We start from the raw sequence: 22,132 nt of genomic DNA, 5'->3' as shown, positions 1-22,132 counted from the left end.
CAACCTCGCATCCACCAGAGTCGCCGAAGGCTCCTCGCCAAACGCTGCCCGGCGTTTCGCCCTCTGCGGGACCCCGCAGAGGGCGAAACGCCGGGCAGCGTTTGGCGAGGAGCCTTCGGCGACTCTGGTGGATGCGAGGTTGTGGACAACGTGTTGCCCACAGAGGGAAACCGAATCGACGAGTACGGGGAGTCTCCGGTCTACTTTCGCCGCATGCCGAAACCGCGACGTCTGCCGCAAGCTCTTCCGGTCGAGGAGGGATTCGCCGTCTCGGCCGGGTTGGCGCTGAACATCCCGAGGAAGCGGCTCGATGCCAGCGACCTCGTCACCACGCATCACGGCATTCGGGTGTCGGCTCGGCCCCTTGCGCCACGCGACCTCGACGTGAGCTTCGTTCGAGCGCGTCTCGAGTCGGGCACCGTGCTGGCCGAAGCTTCGGGGGCGCGCTGCTGGGGGCTTCCTCTCCCTAGGTGGCTCGAAGCCGAGATGCTCACCCACGTCGCCGTCGCGCAGCCTGCGCATCCGCCGACCGGGAAACTCATTCGGGGCTACCGTCTCGACCCGAAACGCTTCGTCTCCACTGACTTCGGCGACATTCCAACGCTCGCACCTGCGACGCTCCTTGCGCAGCTCGCTGCGCGCCTCACTCTCGTTCAGGCTGTGATGTTCGCGGATGCGCTCCGGACGTCGTTCGAGCACTATCCGGGTCGGAGCCCGCTGGTCCCGATGCACTCGCTCGATGAGCTCACCTCGGTGGCACGGCAGTGGAAAGGCCGGCCCGGAGCGGCGACGTTCCGCGCCGCGCTCGAGCTGTCGAGGCAAGGGTCGGAGTCCCCCAAGGAGACGCAGCTCCGGCTGCTCGTCGTGAGCGCCGGGTTCCCCGAGCCTGTCGTGCAGCACAAGCTCTTCGTACCCGGCTATGGAAAGGCGCGCATTGACCTCGCGTACGTCCGCGAGATGGTCGCCCTTGAGTTCGAGGGCGAGGGGCATTTCAAGGATGCCGCCTCCGCGCGAAGGGATCTTGCTCGCACGGAGGCGTTGCAGCGAGCCGGCTGGCGGGTCATCAGAGTGACCGAAGCCGACTTGAAGTCTCCTCGACTCCTGTTCGAGAGCATCCGTCGCGCACTCGCGGAGCGGAAACGTCGTCGCCCGTAATCGCTGCCCGGCGTTTCCCCCTCTGGCCGACTCGCTGAGAGGCGAAACGCCGGGCAGTGATCGGCCGGGGGCGGCGTGGCGTGAAAACGGCGACGCCGCCTGCAGATGCAGACGGCGTCGCCGGTCAGGATGGGCACCTGGAGGCACCTCGAGGCACCTCGAGGCAGCTCGAATCAGTCGAGACCGGTGTCGAGGACCGCGTGGTCGACCGAGATCGTCGGGATCGATGCCGTGATGACGGAGCCATCCTCGCGAATCGAGCCTTCGATGTCGCTCAGCGTCGGGTACCCCTCGAGCTCCTCCACGGCGCCAAGCTTGACCGCGGTGGGCTCGCCTGGTGCGATCGCGACGCGGCGACCCCGCACGAACACCTCAGCGCCAGAGCCGGTCTCGGCCGTGAACGTCATCGAGTCCTGCTCGAGGTCCACGCGGATGCGCGAACCACGGAGTGTCACGCGGAACTCGAGGCGCGGCCAGTCGGCAGGAAGGCGAGGATCGAACGTGATCTTGCCGCCGTGGTCGCGCATCCCGCCGAAGCCGTAGACGAGCGCACTCCAGATGCCGCCCGTCGAGGCGATGTGGATGCCGTCGCTCGTGTTGTGGTGCAGGTTCGCGATGTCGACGAAGAGCGCCGTGGAGAAGTAGTGCTCCGCGAGGTCCGCGTAGCCCACCTCGGCCGCGATGATCGACTGCACGACTGCGGACAGCGACGAGTCGCCCGTCGTGAGCGCGTCGTAGTACTCGAAGTCCTTGCGCTTCTGCTCGGGTGTGAACTCGTTGCCCTGGAGGAGCAGTGCGAGCACGACGTCGGCCTGCTTAAGCACCTGGAACCGGTAGATGACCAGCGGGTGGAAGTGCAGCAGCAGCGGGCGCTGCGACGGCGGCGTGTTCTCGAGGTCCCACAGCTCCTTCTCGAGGAACTGCGCGTCCTGCGGGTGGATGCCGAGCTTGTCGTCGAAGGGCAGGAACATGGCCTCGGCGGCCGCTGACCACTCGACCAGTTCCTCCTCGGCGAGGTGGAGGCGCATCGTGAGCCGCTCGAACGACGCCGGGTCTGTCTCGCGGAGACGCTCGCACGCGTTGTAGGCGGCGCGCAGGTTCGCCTTGGCCATGACGTTCGTGTACAGGTTGTCGTTGACGACGGTTGTGTACTCGTCTGGGCCAGTGACGCCGTGGATGTGGAAGTGGTCGTCGCCGCCGGTGCGCCAGAACCCGAGGTCAGCCCACAGTCGGGCCGTTTCGACGAGGATGTCGATCGCGCCCTGCGCGAGCAGCTCGTCGTCGCCCGTCGCCGCCACGTACTGCACGAGCGCGTGGGAGATGTCGGCGTCGATGTGGTACTGCGCCGTGCCGGCCGCGTAGTATGCGGACGACTCGAGGCCGTTGATGGTGCGCCACGGGAAGAGGGCGCCCTTCTGGTTCATCTCGTGGGCGCGCTGACGTGCCGCGTCGAGCATCTGATGGCGGAAGCGGAGCGCGTTGCGGGCAACGTTCGGCGCCGTGTAGCTGAGGAACGGGAGGACGTACACCTCGGTGTCCCAGAAGTAGTGGCCGCCGTATCCGGAGCCGGAGACGCCCTTCGCTGCGACGCCGCCGCCGTCGGTGCGGGCCGTGGCCTGCGCCAGCTGGAACAGGTTCCAGCGGGTCGCCTGCTGGTACACGGGGTGGCCGTGGATGACGATGTCGCTGCGGTCCCAGAAATCGTCGAGCCACTCGCGCTGCCACGTGTAGACGTCCTCGACCGGGACCTCGCGCATCCGGTCGAGGGTGCGGTCGGCGCGGTCGGCGAGCTCACGCGTCGGCACGCTCTTCGACGTGTGGTAAGCGACGTGCTTGATGATGCGCACGGGTACGCCGGGTTCTGCGCGAACGCGGAACGCGGTCTCGGCGAAGTCGGCGTCGACGCGGGTCGTTGCGTCCCACTCGTTGTCGGTGATGATGTCGTGGTCCGCAGCGACGGCGATCGTCATGCCAGAGTGCGTGGTCCTGTAGGCGAGCATCGAGCGCAGGCCCTCTTCGCGCGCGATGCGCGACTGCAGCACGCGGTCGGTGAACGATTCGGCCTTGCGGGGGTCGAAGGCGACCTCGGTCTCTTTCTTGCCTCGCTGGAACTCGTCGCCGCCGTCCTGGCGGTTGATGATCTGGCTTGAGAGGAGGATGGATGCTCCGCGGTCGACCATCTCGACTTCGTAGTCGAGGAGCACGTAGTGACGGTCGGTGAACGACACGAGGCGGTGTGAGCGGATGCGCACGTGTTTGCCGGACGGAGTGCGCCAGTCGAGTTCGCGCGTCAGGACACCGTCCTTGAACGACAGCACCCGCGAGTAGGAGAGCAGATCGGCCTCGCTGATGACGAGTGGTTCGTCGTCGACGAAGAGGCGGATGATCTTCGCGTCCGGCACGTTGACGATGGTCTGTCCGACCTGGGCGAAACCGAAGGCGTCTTCAGCATGGCGGATGGGCCACGTCTCGTGGAACCCGTTGATGAAGGTGCCGTACATGTAGCCGTCGCGGCTCTCCTCGAGGTTGCCGCGGAGGCCGAGGTAGCCGTTGCCGGTTGCGAAGAGCGTCTCGACGAGACCCTGCGAGTTGGCGTCGAATTCGTGCTCGACCAGTGCCCACTCGTCAAGCGGGAACCGGTGCCGGTCCAGCGGGTCTTCCGTGGAGAGGTTCATGCGTTGCCTTCCTTGCTGTCTGGAACGACAGTCTTGCTGTCTGGAACGACAGTCTTGCTGTCTGATGCGACAGTCTTGCTGTCTGATGCGACAGTCGTGCTGTCGAAGTTTGTGAACACCGGCACGAGCTCGGCGAGGTCGTCGACGACGGTGTCCGCCCCGGACGACATGAGCTCTTCGTGGCTTGCCTCCCGGGAGACTCCGATGACGAGCCCGAAGTCGCCGTCTCGTCCGGCCTGGACGCCGGAGTGGGCGTCTTCGACGACGACGCATTCGGCGGCCGTCAGGCCGAGGAGCTCGGCCGCGTACAGGTACGTGTCCGGTGCTGGCTTGCCAGCGATCCCGTTCTTGGCGGCGACGAGGCCATCGACGACGGTTTCGAAGCGGTCGAGGAGGCCGGCCGCGGTGAGTACGGGGACGGCGTTTCGTGAGCTGGAGACGACGGCGACGCGGAGGCCGCGCTCGACGGCGGCGTTCAGGAACTCGACGGAACCTGGGTAGGCCTGCACGCCGGTTTCGGTGAGCTCCGCGTTGAAGGTGTCGTTCTTTCGGTTGCCGAGGCCGCAGACGGTCTCCAGCTCCGGTGAGTCTTCTGGTGTGCCGTTCTCGAGCGTGATGCCGCGCGAGGCGAGGAACGAGCGGACGCCGTCGTAGCGAGGCTTGCCGTCGATGTAGCGGAGGTAGTCGTCGTCGGTGTAGTCGGGGCCGACGCCCTTGAGGGCGAGGTAGTCCGTGAAGAGTCTCGCCCAGGCGCGCATGTGCACCTCGGCGGTCGGCGTGATGACGCCGTCGAGGTCGAAGAGTATGGCCTTGGAACTGGTGAGCTGTGTCACGTCTCGGAGACGAGGAGCGATCATTGCATCCAACCTTGCATCGTTGGGTGGCGCCGTGACGCCGTTCTATGGTGCACGACAGAATTCACCGGTGTGCTCCTCCCTCGATGCACACCGCAGATCCCCGGCGCGGTGTTCAATATCGTAGGGGTTCCGGGGGGCTGGGTGCGTTCATATTCGGACGATCCGTTCAGCCGGTTTCGTGGATGTGGCTGCGCTCGGCTTGGCGGCTGAAGAGCGAGAGGATCTCGAGTGTCGTCTCCCCGTCGTTTGTCATGGAGTGCGGGCGTGTCGTGTCGAATTCGGCGGCTTCGCCTGGCTCGAGAATTGTGACGTCGTCGTCGAGCTGCAGGCGCAGCCGTCCAGCCAGGACGTAGCACCATTCGGTGCCCTCGTGAACGCGCAGTGTGACTGGTTTCTCGCGGTCCGCGGGCTTGAGTGGAGCCACGAGCACTTTGAAGGCCTGCATGCCGTCGGTGGCTCGCGAGAGGGCGAGGTAGACCCGGTCGCCGCGCTTCACCGGCTTCGGGTGGATGCGCGGGTCGCCGGTCGATGGCGCTCCCACGAGGTCGTCGAGGGGGACCCGGTAGCAGCGGGCCAGGGGGAGGAGCACGTCGAGGGATGGTCGACGGCCGCCGGATTCGAGGCGAGAGAGCGTGCTGACGCTGAGGTCGGTCTCGTCGGCGACCTCGCTGAGCGTCATGCCTCTCGCCTGTCTGATCTCGCGGAGACGAGGCGCGACTCGGCTGAGCGCCTCCGTGATGCCGATCGCCTGGTCTGCGGTCGCGTCCGGCCCCCCGGGGTGGTCTTGGTCGTGCCTGTCGTTCGTGCGGTGCGCATCCATCATGTTGCGAACATAGCAAACGTGCTTGCGGAAATCGATAGTTGCGGCCGAGACTCGACGCATGACACAACAGGATGCGCCGCAGCTGGCGGCAGATACCAAGACTGAGCTCTGGGACACGATCGTGATCGGAGCCGGACCCGCCGGTCTGAGCGCCGCACTCATGCTCACGAGGGGTCGGCGGCGAGTACTGGTGATCGACCATGGAGTGCCCCGCAATCGATTCACCGACCACATGCACGGCGTCCTGGGCCACGAGGGGCGGGCGCCTGGCGAGCTGCGGCGCATCGGGCGTGCGGAGGTCGAGGCCCACGAGGGTGTTTTCGAGGACGCCGAAGTGGCGACCGTGACGAGCGTCGTCAACGACGACGGAACGCGGGTCCTGGTTGCCTTGAAGGACGGCCGGGTGTTCCGCGCCCGCGCGGTGGTCGCGGCGACCGGGCTGCGCGACGAGCTCCCGAACGTGCCAGGCCTTCGCGCCCTGTGGGGGCGTGGCGTGTACGCCTGCCCCTTCTGCGATGGCTATGAGCACCGGGATCGCCCCATCGCCGTGCTCGCGACGGGGGACCACTCTGACATGAAGGCGCACCTGCTGCGCCAGTGGAGCGCTGACCTCGTGCTGCTCGTCAACGGCTCCTTCACGCTCGGTGACGCGGAGTCCCGCGCCCTCGCTGCCCGTGGGATCCGCGTCGAGCGTTCCGGAGTCGACGAGGTCCTGGCGGACTCGGATGGGCGCCTGCGCGGCGTTCGCCTCGCAAGCGGAACCGAGCTCGAACTCGAGGCGATCTTCACGAACCCCGACTTCGTGCCGCTCACGGGGATGCTCGAGGGGGTCGACGTTCGCGGCCCCGAGCATCCGGATGCACGTGTCTGGGTCGTCGGGAACGCGGGCGACGCGCGCGCGAACGTGCCCGTCTCGATCGGTCAGGGCGCCGCGGCCGGGGGCGAGGTCGCGTTTGCGCTCCTCATGGACGAGATCGCGGCGGCGACTGATTGACCACACCGCCCGCCAATTTGAGGGCGAAGTGCGTGTTGCTGTTCTGCTGTCCCCCCGGACTGGCCCGGAAATCCGGGCCAGTCCGGGAGGAGGCGCGCAGTCGATCCGCACTTCGCCCTTAAATCGACGAGGACGGGGGGACTAGGACGAGGACGGGGACGAGGACGGGGACAAGGCAGCTAGAGCGAGTCGCTGTCGCCTTCGCCGGCGTCGGCCGTGCGCTCGCCCCGCTTGCGGATGGCTGCCGCTGTCGCCAGCGCGCCAGCGGCGAGGACCGCGGCGCCTCCGATGGTCGGCGCGAGCAGGTCTCCGCCGGTGGCAGCGAGCCCGTCGGGGGTTGACGTCGGGCTCGGCGACGGCGTTGCCCAGCCAGGCGCCGATGCGCTCGGCGTCGTGGTGCTCGTCGCACCGGGAGCGCCTGTTGGGGAAGTTGCCGGTGTGAGGGGCGGGGTCGAGGTCGGCGCCGGCGTCGCCGTCGGCGAGACGGTGGGGGTCGGCGCGACCGGCACCTCCACGAGCTGCTCCTTGGGGAGCACCTGCACGATGGTCGGTCGCGGTCCAGCGAACGCCCCTGCGGGCGCCACCGAACCGGAGGGCACGAAGTCCGGGAACAACGAGTTCGGTGCCTCATACGAGCCGTCTTCGCCGGGATGCTGAACCGCGACGAACACGTGACGCTCGCCGTCGTGGATGACGGGGCCGCACGTCTCGCTCTCGCGGGGGACCGCGAGGAACTGTTCGACGTTGCCGCGTTCAGGCCCCTCGAGCGTGACTCGGAACAGGCCGTCGTTGTAGCCGATCGTGCTCGGTGCGCCGTCGGTGGATATCCAGAGGTTTCCCACCGAGTCGAACGCCAGGTTGTCGGGGCATGAGATTGGCGACACCTTCGCTGCGGGGAAGCCCGAGAAGTAGGCGGACGAGTTCGTGGCGGGGTCGCCGCAGAGCAGCAGCAGGTTCCAGGTGAAGCTCGTCGCCGTCTGGTCGCCGCCCGCCTCGGTGATCTCGACGACGTGGCCGTCGCGGTTCTCGGCGCGGGGGTTCGCTTCATCAACACCCTCGCGGCCCGGGGTGCCGCGGTTCGTGTTGTTGGTGCAGGCGACGTAGACCTTGCCTGTGAAGGGGTTCGGCTCGACGTCTTCGCAGCGATCCATCTTCGTTGCGCCAGCAAGGTCGGCCGCGAGGCGGGTGTGCACAAGCACCTGGTCGACCGACATGCCAGGGATCTGGGATGCGCCACCCACAACAAGCGGCAGCCAAGTTCCGGTCCCGTCGAAGGCCTCGTCGCTCGGGAGCGCACCAGCGCCCGTGATCTCAGCAGCAGGCGAGTTGCCCGCGAATTGCGCGACGTACAGGTCGCCGTTGGCGAGCAGCGTCATGTTGTGGGCGCGGTTGCCTTCAATGTAGGAGTCGCGTGAGACGAACTTGTAGAGGTAGTCGAAGCGCTCGTCGTCGCCCGTGTACGCCACGACCTTGCCGTTCGCGGCGATGGAGATGTTGGCCCCCTCATGCTTGAGGCGGCCGAGCATCGAGTGCTTCTTCGGGGTGCTCGCCGGGTCGAGCGGGTCGATCTCGATGATCCAGCCGAATCGGTTGGCTTCGTTCTCGTAGCCCGCGTTCCTCGTGTCGAAGCGGGGTGCATCCAGTTCCCACCCGCGTGCGGTCTCGCCGTCGGAGAGTCCGTAGCGCTTCTCCTCTGGCGAGGCGCCCGCGGCTCGGAAGTAGCCGTTGAAGTTCTCCTCGCCGGAGAGGATCGTGCCCCACGGAGTGGTGCCGCCGGCGCAGTTGCCGAGCGTGCCCTTAACCCATCGGCCCGCCGGGTCCTCGACGGTCGTGAGGAGTGGCGAGCCCGCCGCGGGGCCCGTCACCTCGTAGACCGTGTTCAGGAGGAAGCGGCGGTTGCGTTCCGCACCGACGACGTAGTTCCAGGGGTGCTCGCTGGAGGTGCGCTCGAGTTCCACGACGGACAAACCGTGGGCGGCGCGCCCGACGGCCCTCACCCGGTCCTGCTCGTTCTCGAGCTGGGCGGCGGGGAACATGATGTTCTCGTTGGTGTACTCGTGGTTGACGAACAGCAGAGCGCGCAGGCCGGCCGTGCCGTCCAGCGGCAGGATGTCCGTGTAGTCGCAGTTGTAGCCAAACTGGCGCGCCTGAGCCGCCTCCGTCTGGTTCTCGGGGTCGAAGGCAGGGCTATCGGAGAACAGCGGGTCGCCCCAGCGGATGAGCGCGCGCCAGTCGTAACCGTCGGGCACCGTGAACGTGTCGGACATGGCGTCCACCGGCGAGATGGGGGAGAAGTCGAGCGGCGACGCGGCTGGCCCGAACGGCGACGCGCTCGGAGCGGCCTCCGCCCTGGGGGCTGCCCCGAAGGCGAGAGTGATGGCACCGGCGAGGCCAGCGCTCGCGCCCAGCATGGTGCGGCGCGAGAGCTGCGCTGTGACGATGTCGCGGAAGTACGAGTTCGACGAGGTGTTGCAGACCTCGCCAGTGCAGGCATTGGCGCACTTGAGGGCGCACGTCACCGGACTGCGCTTGCCTTTCGTGTGCCCCAGCATCGGGAGGAATGTGCGGCGCGAGACATCGGTCATGGGGGAGCTCCTTCGTCGGGGGACTCGACGAAGGCAAACAGGCCGGAGGGAACGAGCGGTGCTGTCCGGGTGAATGCCCGGTGAATCCACCTGAGGCTCCCCTAACGGTCGAAGGACGAGAACAGCGCGGTCCGGTCGTGCTCAACGCCGCAGGGACTGTTGAACCTCACTTCAGTCCAACGCGCGATAAAGGTTCCGAGTTGCGTTGCGAACGCTTCGGAAACGTGGACCGATTGAGGCGTACTGCGCGAGGAGGTCGGGTTCCGGAACCCAGACGTCCTTGACGTGCACCATGGCGTCGGCTGCGGCTTCCCAGCTCGGATGAACGCCGGTGCCCACGGCCGCGCAGATCGCAGAGCCGAGCCCCGCAGCATCCGTCATAGTCATTCGCACGGTCGGCACGCCGTGCACAGCCGCGAGGATGCGCATCATCAGGTCTGACGACGCTCCACCACCGGAGACCACAAGCGACTGTGCCTGCCTGCCCGTCTCGGCGAGCATCCGTTCGGTGTTCTCGTGCATGGTCATGGCAAGCGATTCGAGGAGCGCGCGGTAGATGTGTGGCCGCCCTTGCGATCCGTCGAAGCCGAGCAGCGTGCCTCTGAGCTTCTCGTCGCCGGTCGGGGCAAGCCAGTCGAGCACCGCGGTGACTCCGCCCGCGCCTGGAGCGATCCGCTCTGCCTCCAGCTCGAGCATGTGCTCGAACGTCCCAGACGCCTGAGCGCTTGAGGAGTCCGAGCCGAAGACGAGATCTCGATACCAGCTGACCGTCCACATGCCGCGCCGCACCCCGTCGCTCTCGAGCAGCATCTGGTGCGGCATGCTCGAGAAATTCAACCAGGATGCGGCTCCGCCGTGCTCGCCGTGCCCGGCCGGCGTCATCGCTGCGACGTAGGTTCCGAGCGACAGCAGCAGCTGACCTGGGCGAATCGTCCCGCACCCGAGCGCCTCTACCGCCTTGTCGTTCGAGGTCGCCACGACTGGGACGCCCGCCGGGAGGCCCGTGGCCAGCGCTGCCTCTGCGCTGACTACGCCGGTCACCTCGCCCGGCAGAGCAAGCGGCGCGAGCATGCTCCGCGGGATTCCCTCGCGTTCGATGACGGCGTCATCGTCGCTCCACCGCCATGTGCTCGGATCCACCGGCCACCGGCCCTGCACGTTGCCGGCGAAGTCGGTGACCGTGCCCGTCAGCCGGCCCGTGATGTAGCCGGACGAGGTCGTGACGAGCTTCACACGCTCGTCGACGTGCACGTAGGGTTCGGACACACGCGAATCCATCCAGCTCATGATGGGGTGCGCGAGCCTGCCTCGTTCGTCGAGCAGCGCGCGGCAGAAGCGGATCGTGCAGAGGCCGACAGCAACGATGTCACGCATCTCGCCTTCGAAGGAGGACATCGCGCTCCGGCACGCCTGAACGATCGACTCCCACACATCGTCATCTGGATGCTCTGAGACGCCCGGTCGGTTCGACGCGTAGGGGCGAAGCGGCGAGCGCCCGGACGCATGCACGGCACCGTTTTCGTCGATGATCGACACCTTCGTGCTCTGCGAGCCGTTGTCGATCGCGACGATGAAGCGTGGCACCGCGCCTACTTCTCGGCGGAGGGGGCCGCGGGGGCATCCACCGGGAAGATAGTCCCAGCGTTCATGATGCCGTTCGGGTCGAACGCAGTCTTCAGTGCAGCCAGCATGGGGTAGGCCGTCCCGTGCTCTTCCAGCGTCCACGGTGTGCGGTACTTGCCGATGCCATGGTGGTGCACCATCGATCCGCCGAGGCGCAGCGCCTCCTCCACGATGATGGCGTTGAGCGGCTCGTGATACTCGGTGATCTCTCGCCTCGGCTCGCAGCTGATCTTGTAGTCGTACACGAAGTACAGATTCGTCCCCGTCTGGTAGCTGTGCGAGGAATGCGCGCCGAGCATAGTGAGGTCGTCCGCCCTCGGGAACGTCGTGCGGATGCGCGTCATGACGGCATCGTAGAGCTCTGGAACGCCCGACCAGTTGATCGAAACCTCCGTTGTGTAGCCGAGGTGCCCCTCGGCGAGCATCGTCGCTTTCTCTGCGTCGATCTTGTCCTGACCCCAGTTCAGATTGCCGAACCAGGTTGCGATGAGAGCCGGGTCGACTGGAGTGTGAGGGATGCTCGCGAAGATCTCGGCGACACCGTCGTCGGTGGCCCGGGCGACGCCGGCTGGGCCCTCGCTGACGACGACGACCACGCACTTGCCCTGGGCGAAGTGCGAGAAGTGCTGGGCGGCGTCTTCTTCCGAATAGACGCGGCACACGGACGGCTTGTAGCCCTCGGTGACGATGCGTCGCAGTCCTTCGACGCCGGCGGCGAACTCATCGAGGAGGAAACCCTGGAAGTGCAGGCTCTCCGGCTGGTACTTGAAGACCTTGACGGTCACCTCGGTGATGACGCAGAGCGCACCCTCGTTGCCGATGGCGATGTGGCGGATGTCGGGACCGGCGGCGCGGCGGGGCACGTTCTTGATCCGGGCGACGTGCCCGTCTGCGAAGACAGCCTCGAGGCCGACGACCATGTCCTCGATTCCGCCGTACAGGGTGGAGAACTGGCCGATCGAGCGCGTCGCGACGAGCCCGCCCATCTGCGCGATGGGCTTCGACTGCGGGGAGTGCCCGGTCGTGAGACCTCGCACGCGCAGCTCGTCCTCGAGGCGCTGGAGTGGCACGCCACACTGCGCCGTGACCATCATGTTCGTCTCGTCGACATCGAGGATGCGGTCAAGCTGCGACCCGTCGAGAACGATCGTGTCCTCGACGATCGTCTCGAGTCCTCCCTCAGTCGCCGTGCGTCCCGTGCGGGGCACCACATTGATGAGGTGTTCGTTCGCGAATGCGAGGGTGCGGCTGACGTCATCGGTCGAGCGCGCCAGCACGATGGCGGCAGGGATGGGGCCGTCGTAGATGCCGTGCACGGCCGTGTACTTACGGAAGCGGTCGACACTCGCCTCAAGCAGCTGCTGCTTGTCGGTGATGACCTGGTCGGCGGTGAGGAGCTCGGTGAGCCGCTCGACGATCTGCGAGCGGCTGAGGGATGAACGGGAAGGGAGCATTGGCCTGCTGCTTTCTGTCTGGGTTGCAGTCGATTGCGGGTGCACGTCAGCGCACCAGGTAGCCGCCGTCGACCGTGAGGACGTGGCCGTTGACGTAGTCGGAAGCCGGGCTGGCGAGGAAGACGAGCGCGCCCATGAGGTCGGCCCGCTCGCCCCACCTGCCAGCGGGGATGTGGTCGACGATGCGCTGATTGGCACTCGGGTTGGCTCGCGTGGCCTCGGTCAGGGGAGTGGCGAAGTAGCCGGGAGCGATCGCGTTGACTTGAATTCCGTGGCTGCCGAGCTCGTCGGCGTACGCCTTCGTGAAGCCGACGATGCCGTGCTTGGTGGCCGCGTAGGCGGGGGACGACATTCCGCCGAGGAATGAGAACAGCGACGCGATGTTGATGATCTTGCCTCGCCCCTGCGGCATCATGCGTAACGCCGCCTCTTGACCGAGCTCGAATGCGGCCGTGAGGTTGACGGCCACCATCGGATCCCAGAGCTCGCGGCCGAATTTTTCGAGAGGGGCGAGCCGGTTGATGCCGGCGGAGTTGACGAGGATGTCCACTGAGCCGAACGCATTCACGCATTGCTCGACGATGCGAGATGGTGCGGCTGGGGCGGTGAGGTCCTCCTCGACGATGACGAGCCTGCGCCCGGCCCGTTCGACGAGCGCGGCGGTCTCGCCGCCATCGTCCATGGTGGTCGGAACAAGCACGTTGGCGCCTGCCGTCGCGAGGGCGACGGTGAACGCCTGCCCGAGGCCCGTGTTGCCGCCTGTGACGATGGCGTTGCGGCCTTTGAGGGAGAAGAGGTCGAGAGAGAAGCCGGAGATGTCCAAGGTGAGTGCCTCGCCAGTTGGGGTGTGGATGCGGGGGTGTCGTTACGTGGGGAGGTGCCGCCGACAGGAGGCGCCGGCGGCACCGGTTCAGCGGCGGAGCGGACGCCCGAGCTGGTCTTCGTAGAGTTGGAACGGCGTCATCTCGCCGGCCCGGTCGCCATAGGTGGCCCGCGCTCGGCGGTAGACCTGCTCAACGAGCGCGGACAGTTCGAAGGAGACGCCGACGCTCGCCGCCAGGTCGACCGACAGGCCGAGGTCCTTGCAGGCGAGGGCGATCGCGAAGCCCTCGTCGTAGTCGCCGTTGTCGAGGATCGAGAGTACGTCTCGCTCGACGAACGTGCTGTTCGCCGGGCTCGCGATCAGGGCCTGCCGCAGCACTTCGAGGTCGACGCCGGCTGCGTTGCCGACGGCGAGCACCTCAGCCGTAGCGACGAGGTGAGAGAACCACAGCTGGTTGATCATGAGCTTCACCGCGTAGCCGGCGCCACCCGCGCCGACGTGGAGGATGCGCTCTGGGTCGCCCATCGCCTCGAGCACGGGCCGGATCTCTGCGAACTCCGCCGGCTCCGCGCCAACGAAGATCTGCAGCATCCCGCTCGCGGCCCCGACCGACATGCCGCTCACGGGCGCATCGATGACGTGCAGGCCACGCGCTGAGTGGGATTGGCGAACCTCCTGCGCGACGTCAGGCACCGACGTCGACATGTCGATCCACGTTCCGCCGTCGCTGATGCCGGCCAAGATGCCTTCAGCGCCGAACACCACATCGCGGACGTGCTTGGGCGTTGGCAGCATCGTGATGACCACATCGCTCGCGGCAGCAACTTCGGCGGCCGTGTCGTACCAGTGCGCGCCCCCTGCGACGAGGGAATCGGCCGCCTCCTGTCGGATGTCCGTGACCGCCAGGGGGAAGCCGGCGGCTTGAAGGTTCTTCGTCATACCGGAGCCCATGCTGCCGAGACCGATGAATCCGACCGTGGCGGATTGAGGTGCAGTGCTCATATTTCGCTTCCTTGGGGAGAGGTGGCGAGCCCTTCAGGAGGGGTGTAGAAGGGATTGGCCGGGGTGTGCCGCGCCGCCAACACGTCCGCGGTCGCCGGGAGTCCGTTCGCGCCGTTGCGCAGGGCGGTCCGCGTGGCTTGGCGGTTGTTGAGGTAGACCGTGTCCGCGTCGTCGGCTCCGGGGTTCACCCAGACGGCCGCGATGATCGCGAGTTCGTCGATCTGCGACTCGTCGACGTCTCCCGCGGCCACTGCATCCGCGACGCCTGCCGCTACTCCCGCCTGCGCTGGCCCCCAGATGTGGTTCCCGTGTTCGTCGCCTGCCGGTGCCGCCTTCGTGACGAACAAGGTGAGCGGTTTGACCGGGAGGGATGGGCGCAGGATGGCGACGAAGGGGACATGACCCTGGCTCGGGGTTGCGAGTGCAGTGGCCCAGGCGTGGCCGACCGGGCCGCTTCTCGCACCCATCACCGTGTTGATGTGGGCTGCGTTGACTCCCTCGCCAACGAAGCTCTCGCCAAGCTGCATTAGATGAGTTCCTGTTCTTCGAGCCACTCGATGGCGACGTCCTGCGGGTCCTCGCCGTCCACATCCACGCGGCTGTTCAGCTGCTGCATGACCTCGGTCGTGAGCAGGGGCGAGATCTGCGCGATGATGTCGGTGATCGTGGGGTACTCGTCGAGCGTCGACTGCTTGACCGTGAAGGCACCCTGGTAGTTCGGGAAGAACTCGAGGTCGTCCTCCATAACAACAAGATCGAGCGCCGGGATGCGACCGTCCGTCTGGAAGACCTCGCCGAAGTTGCAGTCCGTGCCTTCCTGAGTGGCGGTGTAGATGACCCCGGTGTCGAGCATCGTGACGTTGCTGTCCGGCGCGTCGAAGCCATAAGCGGCCTTGAGCCCTGGCCATCCGTCGTCGCGCGTCGAGAACTCGCTCTCGATGCAGAACGTCTGCTCCTCGCTCGGGAGCTTGGCAATGTCGCTCAGCGTCTTGACTCCGAGCTCCTCGGCCTTGTCTGCGCGAATCGCGAACGCGTACGTGTTGTTGAGCGGTGCGGGCTCCAGCCAGGCGATGTCCTTCGCCGCGTCTGCCTCCTTGACCGCCGCGAACTGCTCTTCGGCGCCCTTCACGGGGGCGGTGTTGCCGTTGTAGGTGATCCACGAGGTGCCCGTGTACTCCCAATAGCCCACGAACTGGTCGTTCTCGAGCGCCTGGCGGACGTTGCTCGATCCGACGAGCTTCGTGTTCGCCGTCAGGTCGGCCCCGTTGGCGTTGAGGAGCTCCGTCGTGATGTGGGCGAGGACGTACTGCTCGGCGAAATCCTTCGCCCCGATCTCGCCGGTGAGCCCCTCGAGCTCTGTGCTCACCGAGCCGCCCCCGCCACCCCCGCCGGAGCATCCGGTGAGGAGCAGAGCGGCCGCGGCCAGCGTCGCGATGGTGGAGATTCGTTTCTTCATGATCCTGGTGTTCCTTTTCTGTAGTGCGCTGCCGGCGACGATGCCGGTCAGAGCCCCTTCGGCTTGACGAAGTCTTCGATGAGTCCCGCGAACCAGTCGATGAGGACCGCGATGGATGCGACGAGCACCGCACCCGTGAAGAGCACCGGGTAGCGCTGCAACTTGAGGCCGTTCACGATCATGTCGCCGAGGCCGCCCGCGTTGATGAACGTGGCGATCGTCGCGACGCCGACGCAGAACACGAGGGCAGTCCTGAGCCCGGCGATGATGACGGGCGAGGCGAGTGGCAGTTCAATGCGCCACAACGACTGAGCCCCCGTCATGCCCATGCCCTTCGCCGACTCACGCACGCTGGGTTCCACGGATTCGAGGCCGGCCATCGTGTTGCGCAGGACAGGCAGGAACGAGTAGGCGACGAGGGCGATGAGTGCCGTCGCGAAGCCCGTCTGCCACACGATGGCGAGCAGGATCACGACGCCGACGGCGGGAGTGGCCTGGCCGATGTTCGCGAGCCCGATGATGACGCCGCGGAAGATTCGCGAGCGCGACTTAGCAACGGCGATGCCAGCGGGAATGGCGAGCACAGCGACGAGAGCCGACGCCGTGATCGTCAGGACAAGGTGCTCGCGGACTCGCGCGATGATGTAGTCGGGATTCAGCGTGCGCTCCTCAATGGAGTCGAGCTGCAGCTGAGACAGCCACACGAAGAGTGCGACGAGCACAAGCCCAACGACGATGAGCGGCAGCAAACGGCGGAGCCACTTGAATCGGCCACCGGTCACCGGGGCGATCTCGGGGATCGTCGTCGCCGTAGTGACGGGCTCGACGACGTGAGCAGTCGTCATGAGCGTGCCTCCCGCTCTTGGTTCGCGAGGAGTGTCGCCGCGTCAGCGCCAAGAGCGCCAGAGACGTCCTCGAGGCTGATGCTGCCGATCGCCCTGCCGCCGCGCGACACCGTGACGCTCGGCGCTCCGGACAGGACGAGCGCGTCGAGGGCGTCGCGCAGCGAGTCGCCCGAATCCACCGAGAGGGAAGCTGAGTCTGACGCGACCGCGCCGATACGCGCATCCGTCACCGGGATCAACGCCAGCCGCTTCAATGCGGCACCCTTGCCGATGAACGACGACACGTACTCGTTCGCCGGCTTCGCGAGAATGTTCGCGGGAGTATCGAACTGCTCGATCTTGCTGCGCTCACTCAACACCGCGATCCGGTCGCCGAGCCTGATCGCCTCGTCGAAGTCGTGCGTGACGAAGATGATCGTCTTCCCGATCTCCGCCTGCAACCGGAGGAACTCGCCCTGGAGGCGCTCGCGGGTGATCGGGTCGGTGGCTCCGAACGGCTCGTCCATGAGCATGACGGGTGGGTCGGCGGCAAGCGCCCGCGCTACGCCCACGCGCTGCTGCTGGCCACCAGAGAGCTGACGAGGGTAGCGCTTGGCGAACACGCCGGGGTCGAGCTCGACGGTTTGCAGCAGCTCGTCGACGCGCTCTGCGATGCGGCTCTTGCTCCAGCCGAGCAGCTTGGGCACGGTCGCGATGTTCTCGGCGATCGTGAGGTGCGGGAAGAGGCCGATCTGCTGGATGACGTAGCCGATGTGCCTGCGGAGCTCGTTCGGCTCCAGCGAGAGAACATCCTTGCCGTCGATCTTGATCGACCCGCTGGTCGGCTCGATAATGCGGTTGACCATCTTCATGGTGGTCGTCTTGCCGCATCCACTCGGCCCGACGAACATGATGAGCTCGCCAGGGTCGATCGACATGGAGAACCCCTCGACCGCCGGACGGTCCTGGCCCGGATAGTGCTTCGTGACGTCGGTGAGCTCGATGCTCACGCCGCCGTCTGCTTCGCCGAGAGCGCGGATGACGCCGGTGTTGGTGAGTCCGGAGGTGGTGGTATCAGGCACGGAGACCCCTTGAAGTCGTGTGGCGGGCGACGAGCACAAACAGCCCGTCGAGAAGGAGCGCGAGGATGATGATCGCGACGGTGCCGGTGAGGGCGTAGTTGAGGGCGTTTTTGGAGCCCAGCGATGAGAGCCCCTTGAAGATGTACTGGCCGAGTCCGGGACCAGCGACGTAGGCGGCGATCGCGGCAACCCCGACTGACATCTGTGTTGCAACGCGCAGGCCCGTGATGATGACGGGCCAGGCAAGCGGCAGCTGTGTGGAGATGAGGACGCGGTTCCGGCTCATGCCCACGCCACTCGCGGCTTCCAGGATGGGTTTCGGCACCTCCCCGAGTCCGACCGCGGTGTTGCGGATGATCGGAAGCAGCGCGTAGAAGACGAGCGCCACGAGGGTCGGTGCCCAGCCGAGACCGAGGACCGGGCTTAGGAGAGCCAGTAGCGCGAGTGACGGGATCGTGATGGCGACGGCTGCCGTCGTGATGACCGAGGTCCTGGCTGCCGGGCGGTCCCAGACGAGCAGGCCGAGGCCGATGCCGATGACGGCCGCGATCACCACTGATGTCAGGACGACTGCAAGGTGCTCGAGGGTCAGCGTGAGGATCTCGTCCGAGCGTCTGCCGAGGAAGGTGATGAGGCCATCGAAATCGAAGTCATCCATTGAACATCGCCGTTTCTCTTCATTGAGTGGGCTTTTTCGGTCGCCGTGGCGATGTCATCAAGATAGGCCTGCCGTTACCAAATGCACAACGGGTGTTGACGAAATGGCAACTCGGCGTAGTCTCCATGCATGTCCTCACCAACTGATCGACCAAGCGGTAGGCGGAACTCCTCGGGGCTCACGCGAGATCTTGAACTTCTTGAAGTGCTGAGCTCGGAAGAGGCGGCGCGTGCAGGAGGGCTGGGGGTGGTTCGGGTCGCGGAACTCGCAGGACGCGACAAGGCCGTCGTCTCGCGCTCACTCGCGACGCTCGCCGAGGCGGGTCTCGTCGAACGGGACCCTTCCTCGATGGCCTACCGAGTCGGATCTCGCATCTACTCCCTTGCCGCCATCACGGCGGAGGCGACGCTCGCCAGGGAAGGTCGCACGGCGGTCAAGCGCATCGCGCAGGCGACCAGGGAGACGACGCACCTCTGCGTTCTGCGCGGCGGCAACGTGCTGACGATCCTCAGCGAATTGAGTCCGCACGAGTTCCGCTCCACCGGGTGGGAGGGAGTGACGACTGCAGCCTGGCGAACGCCGTCCGGGCGAGTTCTGCTGAGCGACTGGGACGAGCAGGCTCTGCGCCTCTGGTACTCGGAACACGGGCACGACCGAGTCATCCTCGGTCCGCTCAACCCCGCGATGCAGGCGCCAGGCTTCTCCTTGCTCGAGGAGCCGCCCAGGGATAAGGCGCGCGTCACCGACTTCGACAGCCTCCTGCGCGAGATCTCGGTCATCAAAGAGCGCGGGTATGCGCTCCTCGAGGAGGAGATGGAGACCGGCGTCGTCGGTGCGTCTGCGCCCGTGACTGACTACGCGGGTCGTGTCATCGCAGCCATCAACGTGTCGGGCCCGGCGCTCCGGGTTGGAAGGCAGTTGGATGCGCTCGGCGCGCACGTCGCGCGCGCGGCTGCCGAGCTCTCGGCCAAGATCGGCGGCCAGGCGAGGCCCACCTGAGTTGACTCGCCAGGGCATTTCTTGGCATCATCATCGAACTTCATTCGATTGCATGGACCGCCGTGTCGGACGCTGACTTCGCACTGCGTCGCATCGATCACAAGCCGCGCCGCCTCGGGGATGCCGTGTTCCCCCGGGGCGGCGCTTTTCTTGCGCCGAGGGCAGAACCGCGTCGTCCTTCCCGGCGGTAGGGTGCATGTAATTGCATTGAAATGGATGGAGCTGCCATGACCGGCACGATCGAGTTCGGCCTCAACACCTTCGGCGACGCGACCAACGACCTTGACGGGCAGCCTCGCTCCCACGCGCAGGTCATCCGCGACGTCGTTGAGGAAGGCGTGCTCGCCGAGCAGGTCGGCATCGACGCTTTTGCCGTCGGCGAGCACCACCGAGACGATTTCGCGATCTCGACTCCCGAGACCGTGCTCGCCGCCATCGCGGCCCGCACCGAGCGCATCCGCCTCGGCAGTGCCGTCACGGTGCTCAGCTCGGACGACCCCGTGCGCGTCTTCCAGCGCTTCTCGACAGTCGACGCCATCTCGAGCGGGCGCGCCGAGGTCATGCTCGGCCGCGGCTCGTTTACCGAGTCCTTCCCGCTCTTCGGGCTCAACCTGCAGGACTACGAAGTCCTCTTCGAGGAGAAGCTCGACCTCTTCATGAAGATCGCCGCGGGTGGACCAGTGAGCTGGAATGGAACCGTGCGGGGAGCTCTCAACGAGGTCACCGTGCATCCACAGCTCGAAGAAGGACGCCTGCGCACCTGGGCCGCCGTCGGTGGCACACCACAGTCCGTGGTGCGAGCCGCGCAGTACTCGATGCCCCTCATGCTCGCGATCATCGGCGGCGAATCGGCGCGCTTCGCGCCCTTCGCGAACCTCTACCGCCAGGCGAACGAGCAGTTCGGCCACCCCAACGGCCCCATCGGCGCACACTCGCCAGGCCACATCGCCGACACCGACGAGCAGGCGCGCGAGGAGCACTGGCTCAACTACCGCACCATGATGATGCGCATCGGCAAGGAGCGCGGCTGGTCGCCCATGCAGTACGAGCAGTACGTGCAGGAGACGGGGGAGCGCGGGGCGCTCTACGTGGGCTCCCCGGAAACCGTCGCCCGCAAGATCGCGGCGACCGTGCAGGTGCTGGGCCTCCAGCGCTTCGACCTCAAGTACAGTGCGGGCACCCTCCCGCACGAGCACAGCATGAGGGCAATCGAGCTGTACGGCACGAAGGTCATCCCGATGGTGAGGGACCTGCTTTCGTAGCCAGGATTCGATTGTGCGGATGCACGACTGTGCACCTCCGGGCTGGGCGAAGTGTTCGTGAAGCGCCCAGCCCGCACGAGTAGCGTTGAAGCATTCATCACCACTTGAGCACGCCACACTCGAGCCCGCCAACCACTGAGGAGTTTGCACAATGACGTACCCCAACGAAGCGGAACTGCTTGCGAAGGTCCCCGGTCAGCTATTCATCGGCGGCGAGTGGGTCGACGGTGTCGACGAGCCATTCGCGGTCAACGACCCATCGACCGGCAAGGCGCTCAAGCACATCGCGAACGCGAACCCCGAGCAGGGCATCCAGGCCCTCGACGCTGCGGTCGCCGCTCAGGAAGACTTCGCACGCATGGCCCCGCGTGAGCGCGGGGAGATCCTCCGTCGCGCGTTCGACATCCTCCAGGAGCGCCGCGACGAGATGGCGCTCATCATGACGCTCGAGATGGGCAAACCCCTCGCCGAGGCGCAGGGAGAGGTCACCTACGGTGGCGAGTTCCTCCGCTGGTTCAGCGAGGAAGCCGTGCGCGTGCACGGCCGCTACGGCACGCAGCCGGAGGGTACTGGGCGCATGATCGTCTCGAAGCACCCCGTCGGCCCCGCGTTCCTCATCACCCCGTGGAACTTCCCGCTCGCCATGGCGACGCGCAAGATCGCCCCGGCCATCGCCGCAGGCTGCACCTCGGTCGTGAAGCCCGCATCCCTCACGCCCCTCACGACCCTCTACTTCGTGAAGATCCTCGAAGAAGCCGGCCTGCCCAAGGGAGTTGTCAACGTCATCACGACGCGCAGCACCGCCGCCGTCTCGTCGCCGATCATCGCCGACCCGCGCCTCCGCAAGATCTCGTTCACGGGTTCGACGGGAGTCGGCCAGGCCCTCATGAAGGAAGCCACGAAGAACGTGCTGCGCACCTCGATGGAGCTCGGCGGCAACGCACCCTTCGTCGTCTTCGAAGACGCCGACCTCGATAAGGCCGTTGAGGGTGTCATCGCTGCGAAGTTCCGCAACATCGGCCAGGCGTGCACGGCCGCGAACCGCATCCTCGTCCACACGGACGTCGCCGACGAGTTCGCGCGTCGCGTCACCGAGAAGGTCGCCTCGTTCAAGATCGGACGCGGCACCGAGGAGGGTGTCATCATCGGGCCGCTCGTGGAAGACAAGGCCGTCGACAAGGTGGCGTCGCTTGTGGACTCCGCGGTTGCCGCGGGCGCTGAGCTCCTGCACGGCGGCAAGCGCGTCGAGGGCGACGGCTCGTTCTACGAACCCACAGTCCTCAACCGCACGCCAGCGTCGAGCGAGATCTTCCGCGAGGAGATCTTCGGACCAGTGCTCTCCATCACGACGTTCGCCGACGAGGAAGAAGCCATCCGCCTCGCCAATGACACCGAGTACGGCCTCGTCTCCTACGTCTTCACGGAAGACCTGAAGCGCGGCCAACGCCTCATCGACCGCATCGAGACGGGCATGATGGGCCTCAACATCGGCGTGCTGTCCAACGCCGCAGCACCATTCGGTGGCGTGAAGATGTCCGGCATCGGCCGCGAGGGTGGCTTCGAAGGCATCGAGGAGTACCTGTACACGAAGTACACGCTCACGCCGAACCCGTACGCGTAAACAGCGCGCAAGCAGCGCCGAAGCGCATCCACCGATCCCGTCGCCGGCCTCGCGCCGACGACGGGATCGTCGTCTGTGCGGGAGGCGCCGCGCCCGGTGCCGGCGCTCGGTGCCCGCGCCTGGTGCCCGCGCTGAGCCCGCCCACCCCTCCTCGCGGCGCACAAAGTTGTGGGTGAGTGCGGTTGGAGATCGCTCGAACCGCACTTCGCCACAACTCTCGCCCGGCGTGCGTGAGCCTC

General features: G+C 66.6%; 18 protein-coding genes. 5 read left to right on the top strand and 13 right to left on the bottom strand.

What is annotated here, in order from left to right:
* Positions 1–213 precede the first annotated feature (213 nt).
* Positions 214–1,155, top strand: a complete 942-nt coding sequence (locus C5B85_RS12475) for an endonuclease domain-containing protein (RefSeq protein WP_146077947.1) — start codon at positions 214–216, stop codon at positions 1,153–1,155.
* Positions 1,156–1,328: 173 nt separating this feature from the next.
* Here C5B85_RS12475 and C5B85_RS12470 read toward each other — a convergent pair whose 3' ends face one another.
* The 3 genes from C5B85_RS12470 to C5B85_RS12460 all read right to left on the bottom strand — a co-directional run bounded on the left by C5B85_RS12470 (position 1,329) and on the right by C5B85_RS12460 (position 5,510).
* Positions 1,329–3,830, bottom strand: coding sequence for a glycoside hydrolase family 65 protein (locus C5B85_RS12470; RefSeq protein WP_104286326.1), 2,502 nt, complete (start codon positions 3,828–3,830; stop codon positions 1,329–1,331).
* Positions 3,827–4,687 (bottom strand): HAD family phosphatase, encoded by an 861-nt coding sequence (locus C5B85_RS12465; RefSeq protein WP_104286325.1) that lies wholly within the window; start codon positions 4,685–4,687, stop codon positions 3,827–3,829. Before C5B85_RS12465 ends, C5B85_RS12470 begins: the two co-directional genes overlap by 4 nt.
* Before the next feature lie 166 nt (positions 4,688–4,853).
* Complete coding sequence (locus tag C5B85_RS12460) at positions 4,854–5,510, bottom strand: helix-turn-helix domain-containing protein (RefSeq protein ID WP_258070762.1); 657 nt, start codon at positions 5,508–5,510, stop codon at positions 4,854–4,856.
* 58 nt (positions 5,511–5,568) lie between these two features.
* On the opposite strand from C5B85_RS12460, the gene C5B85_RS12455 reads away from it, so the two are divergent.
* Positions 5,569–6,504, top strand: coding sequence for an NAD(P)/FAD-dependent oxidoreductase (locus C5B85_RS12455; protein ID WP_104286323.1), 936 nt, complete (start codon positions 5,569–5,571; stop codon positions 6,502–6,504).
* Positions 6,505–6,683: 179 nt separating this feature from the next.
* Here C5B85_RS12455 and C5B85_RS12450 read toward each other — a convergent pair whose 3' ends face one another.
* The 10 genes from C5B85_RS12450 to C5B85_RS12405 form a co-directional block, all read right to left on the bottom strand.
* On the bottom strand, positions 6,684–9,089 hold the full coding sequence (locus tag C5B85_RS12450) for an alkaline phosphatase PhoX (protein ID WP_104286322.1): 2,406 nt from the start codon (positions 9,087–9,089) through the stop codon (positions 6,684–6,686).
* Positions 9,090–9,260: 171 nt separating this feature from the next.
* A complete protein-coding gene (locus C5B85_RS12445; protein ID WP_104286321.1) occupies positions 9,261–10,673 on the bottom strand; it encodes an FGGY-family carbohydrate kinase in 1,413 nt (470 codons plus the stop codon).
* Positions 10,674–10,678: 5 nt separating this feature from the next.
* Entirely contained in the window at positions 10,679–12,166 is a 1,488-nt protein-coding gene (locus C5B85_RS12440) for an FAD-binding oxidoreductase (protein WP_104286320.1), read from the bottom strand.
* Positions 12,167–12,212: 46 nt separating this feature from the next.
* Complete coding sequence (locus C5B85_RS12435; protein WP_104286319.1) at positions 12,213–12,989, bottom strand: SDR family oxidoreductase; 777 nt, start codon at positions 12,987–12,989, stop codon at positions 12,213–12,215.
* A gap of 87 nt (positions 12,990–13,076) precedes the next feature.
* The gene (locus C5B85_RS12430) at positions 13,077–13,991 is read right to left on the bottom strand and encodes an NAD(P)-dependent oxidoreductase (protein WP_104286318.1); all 915 of its coding nucleotides are present in this window, start codon (positions 13,989–13,991) and stop codon (positions 13,077–13,079) included.
* The gene (gene fae, locus C5B85_RS12425) at positions 13,988–14,518 is read right to left on the bottom strand and encodes a formaldehyde-activating enzyme (RefSeq protein WP_104286317.1); all 531 of its coding nucleotides are present in this window, start codon (positions 14,516–14,518) and stop codon (positions 13,988–13,990) included. The genes C5B85_RS12430 and fae overlap by 4 nt, the downstream gene beginning before the upstream one ends.
* Positions 14,518–15,447, bottom strand: coding sequence for a glycine betaine ABC transporter substrate-binding protein (locus C5B85_RS12420; RefSeq protein ID WP_104286316.1), 930 nt, complete (start codon positions 15,445–15,447; stop codon positions 14,518–14,520). Before C5B85_RS12420 ends, fae begins: the two co-directional genes overlap by 1 nt.
* 47 nt (positions 15,448–15,494) lie before the next feature.
* Entirely contained in the window at positions 15,495–16,292 is a 798-nt protein-coding gene (locus tag C5B85_RS12415; RefSeq protein WP_104286315.1) for an ABC transporter permease, read from the bottom strand.
* A complete protein-coding gene (locus C5B85_RS12410) occupies positions 16,289–17,353 on the bottom strand; it encodes an ABC transporter ATP-binding protein (RefSeq protein WP_374953098.1) in 1,065 nt (354 codons plus the stop codon). The genes C5B85_RS12415 and C5B85_RS12410 overlap by 4 nt, the downstream gene beginning before the upstream one ends.
* Positions 17,346–18,011: an ABC transporter permease gene (locus tag C5B85_RS12405; protein WP_104286314.1), complete on the bottom strand. Its 666-nt coding sequence runs from the start codon at positions 18,009–18,011 to the stop codon at positions 17,346–17,348. Before C5B85_RS12405 ends, C5B85_RS12410 begins: the two co-directional genes overlap by 8 nt.
* A 129-nt stretch (positions 18,012–18,140) precedes the next feature.
* On the opposite strand from C5B85_RS12405, the gene C5B85_RS12400 reads away from it, so the two are divergent.
* The 3 genes from C5B85_RS12400 to C5B85_RS12390 all read left to right on the top strand — a co-directional run bounded on the left by C5B85_RS12400 (position 18,141) and on the right by C5B85_RS12390 (position 21,893).
* Entirely contained in the window at positions 18,141–19,010 is an 870-nt protein-coding gene (locus C5B85_RS12400; RefSeq protein WP_104286313.1) for an IclR family transcriptional regulator, read from the top strand.
* A gap of 227 nt (positions 19,011–19,237) precedes the next feature.
* Complete coding sequence (locus tag C5B85_RS12395) at positions 19,238–20,272, top strand: LLM class flavin-dependent oxidoreductase (protein ID WP_104286312.1); 1,035 nt, start codon at positions 19,238–19,240, stop codon at positions 20,270–20,272.
* A gap of 151 nt (positions 20,273–20,423) precedes the next feature.
* On the top strand, positions 20,424–21,893 hold the full coding sequence (locus C5B85_RS12390; RefSeq protein ID WP_104286311.1) for an NAD-dependent succinate-semialdehyde dehydrogenase: 1,470 nt from the start codon (positions 20,424–20,426) through the stop codon (positions 21,891–21,893).
* Positions 21,894–22,132: the final 239 nt, after the last annotated feature.

Origin of the sequence: Pseudoclavibacter sp. AY1F1 (assembly GCF_002931075.1) — a bacterium.
Classification (GTDB): domain Bacteria; phylum Actinomycetota; class Actinomycetes; order Actinomycetales; family Microbacteriaceae; genus Pseudoclavibacter.
This window is presented reverse-complemented; position numbering and strand designations above follow the sequence as displayed.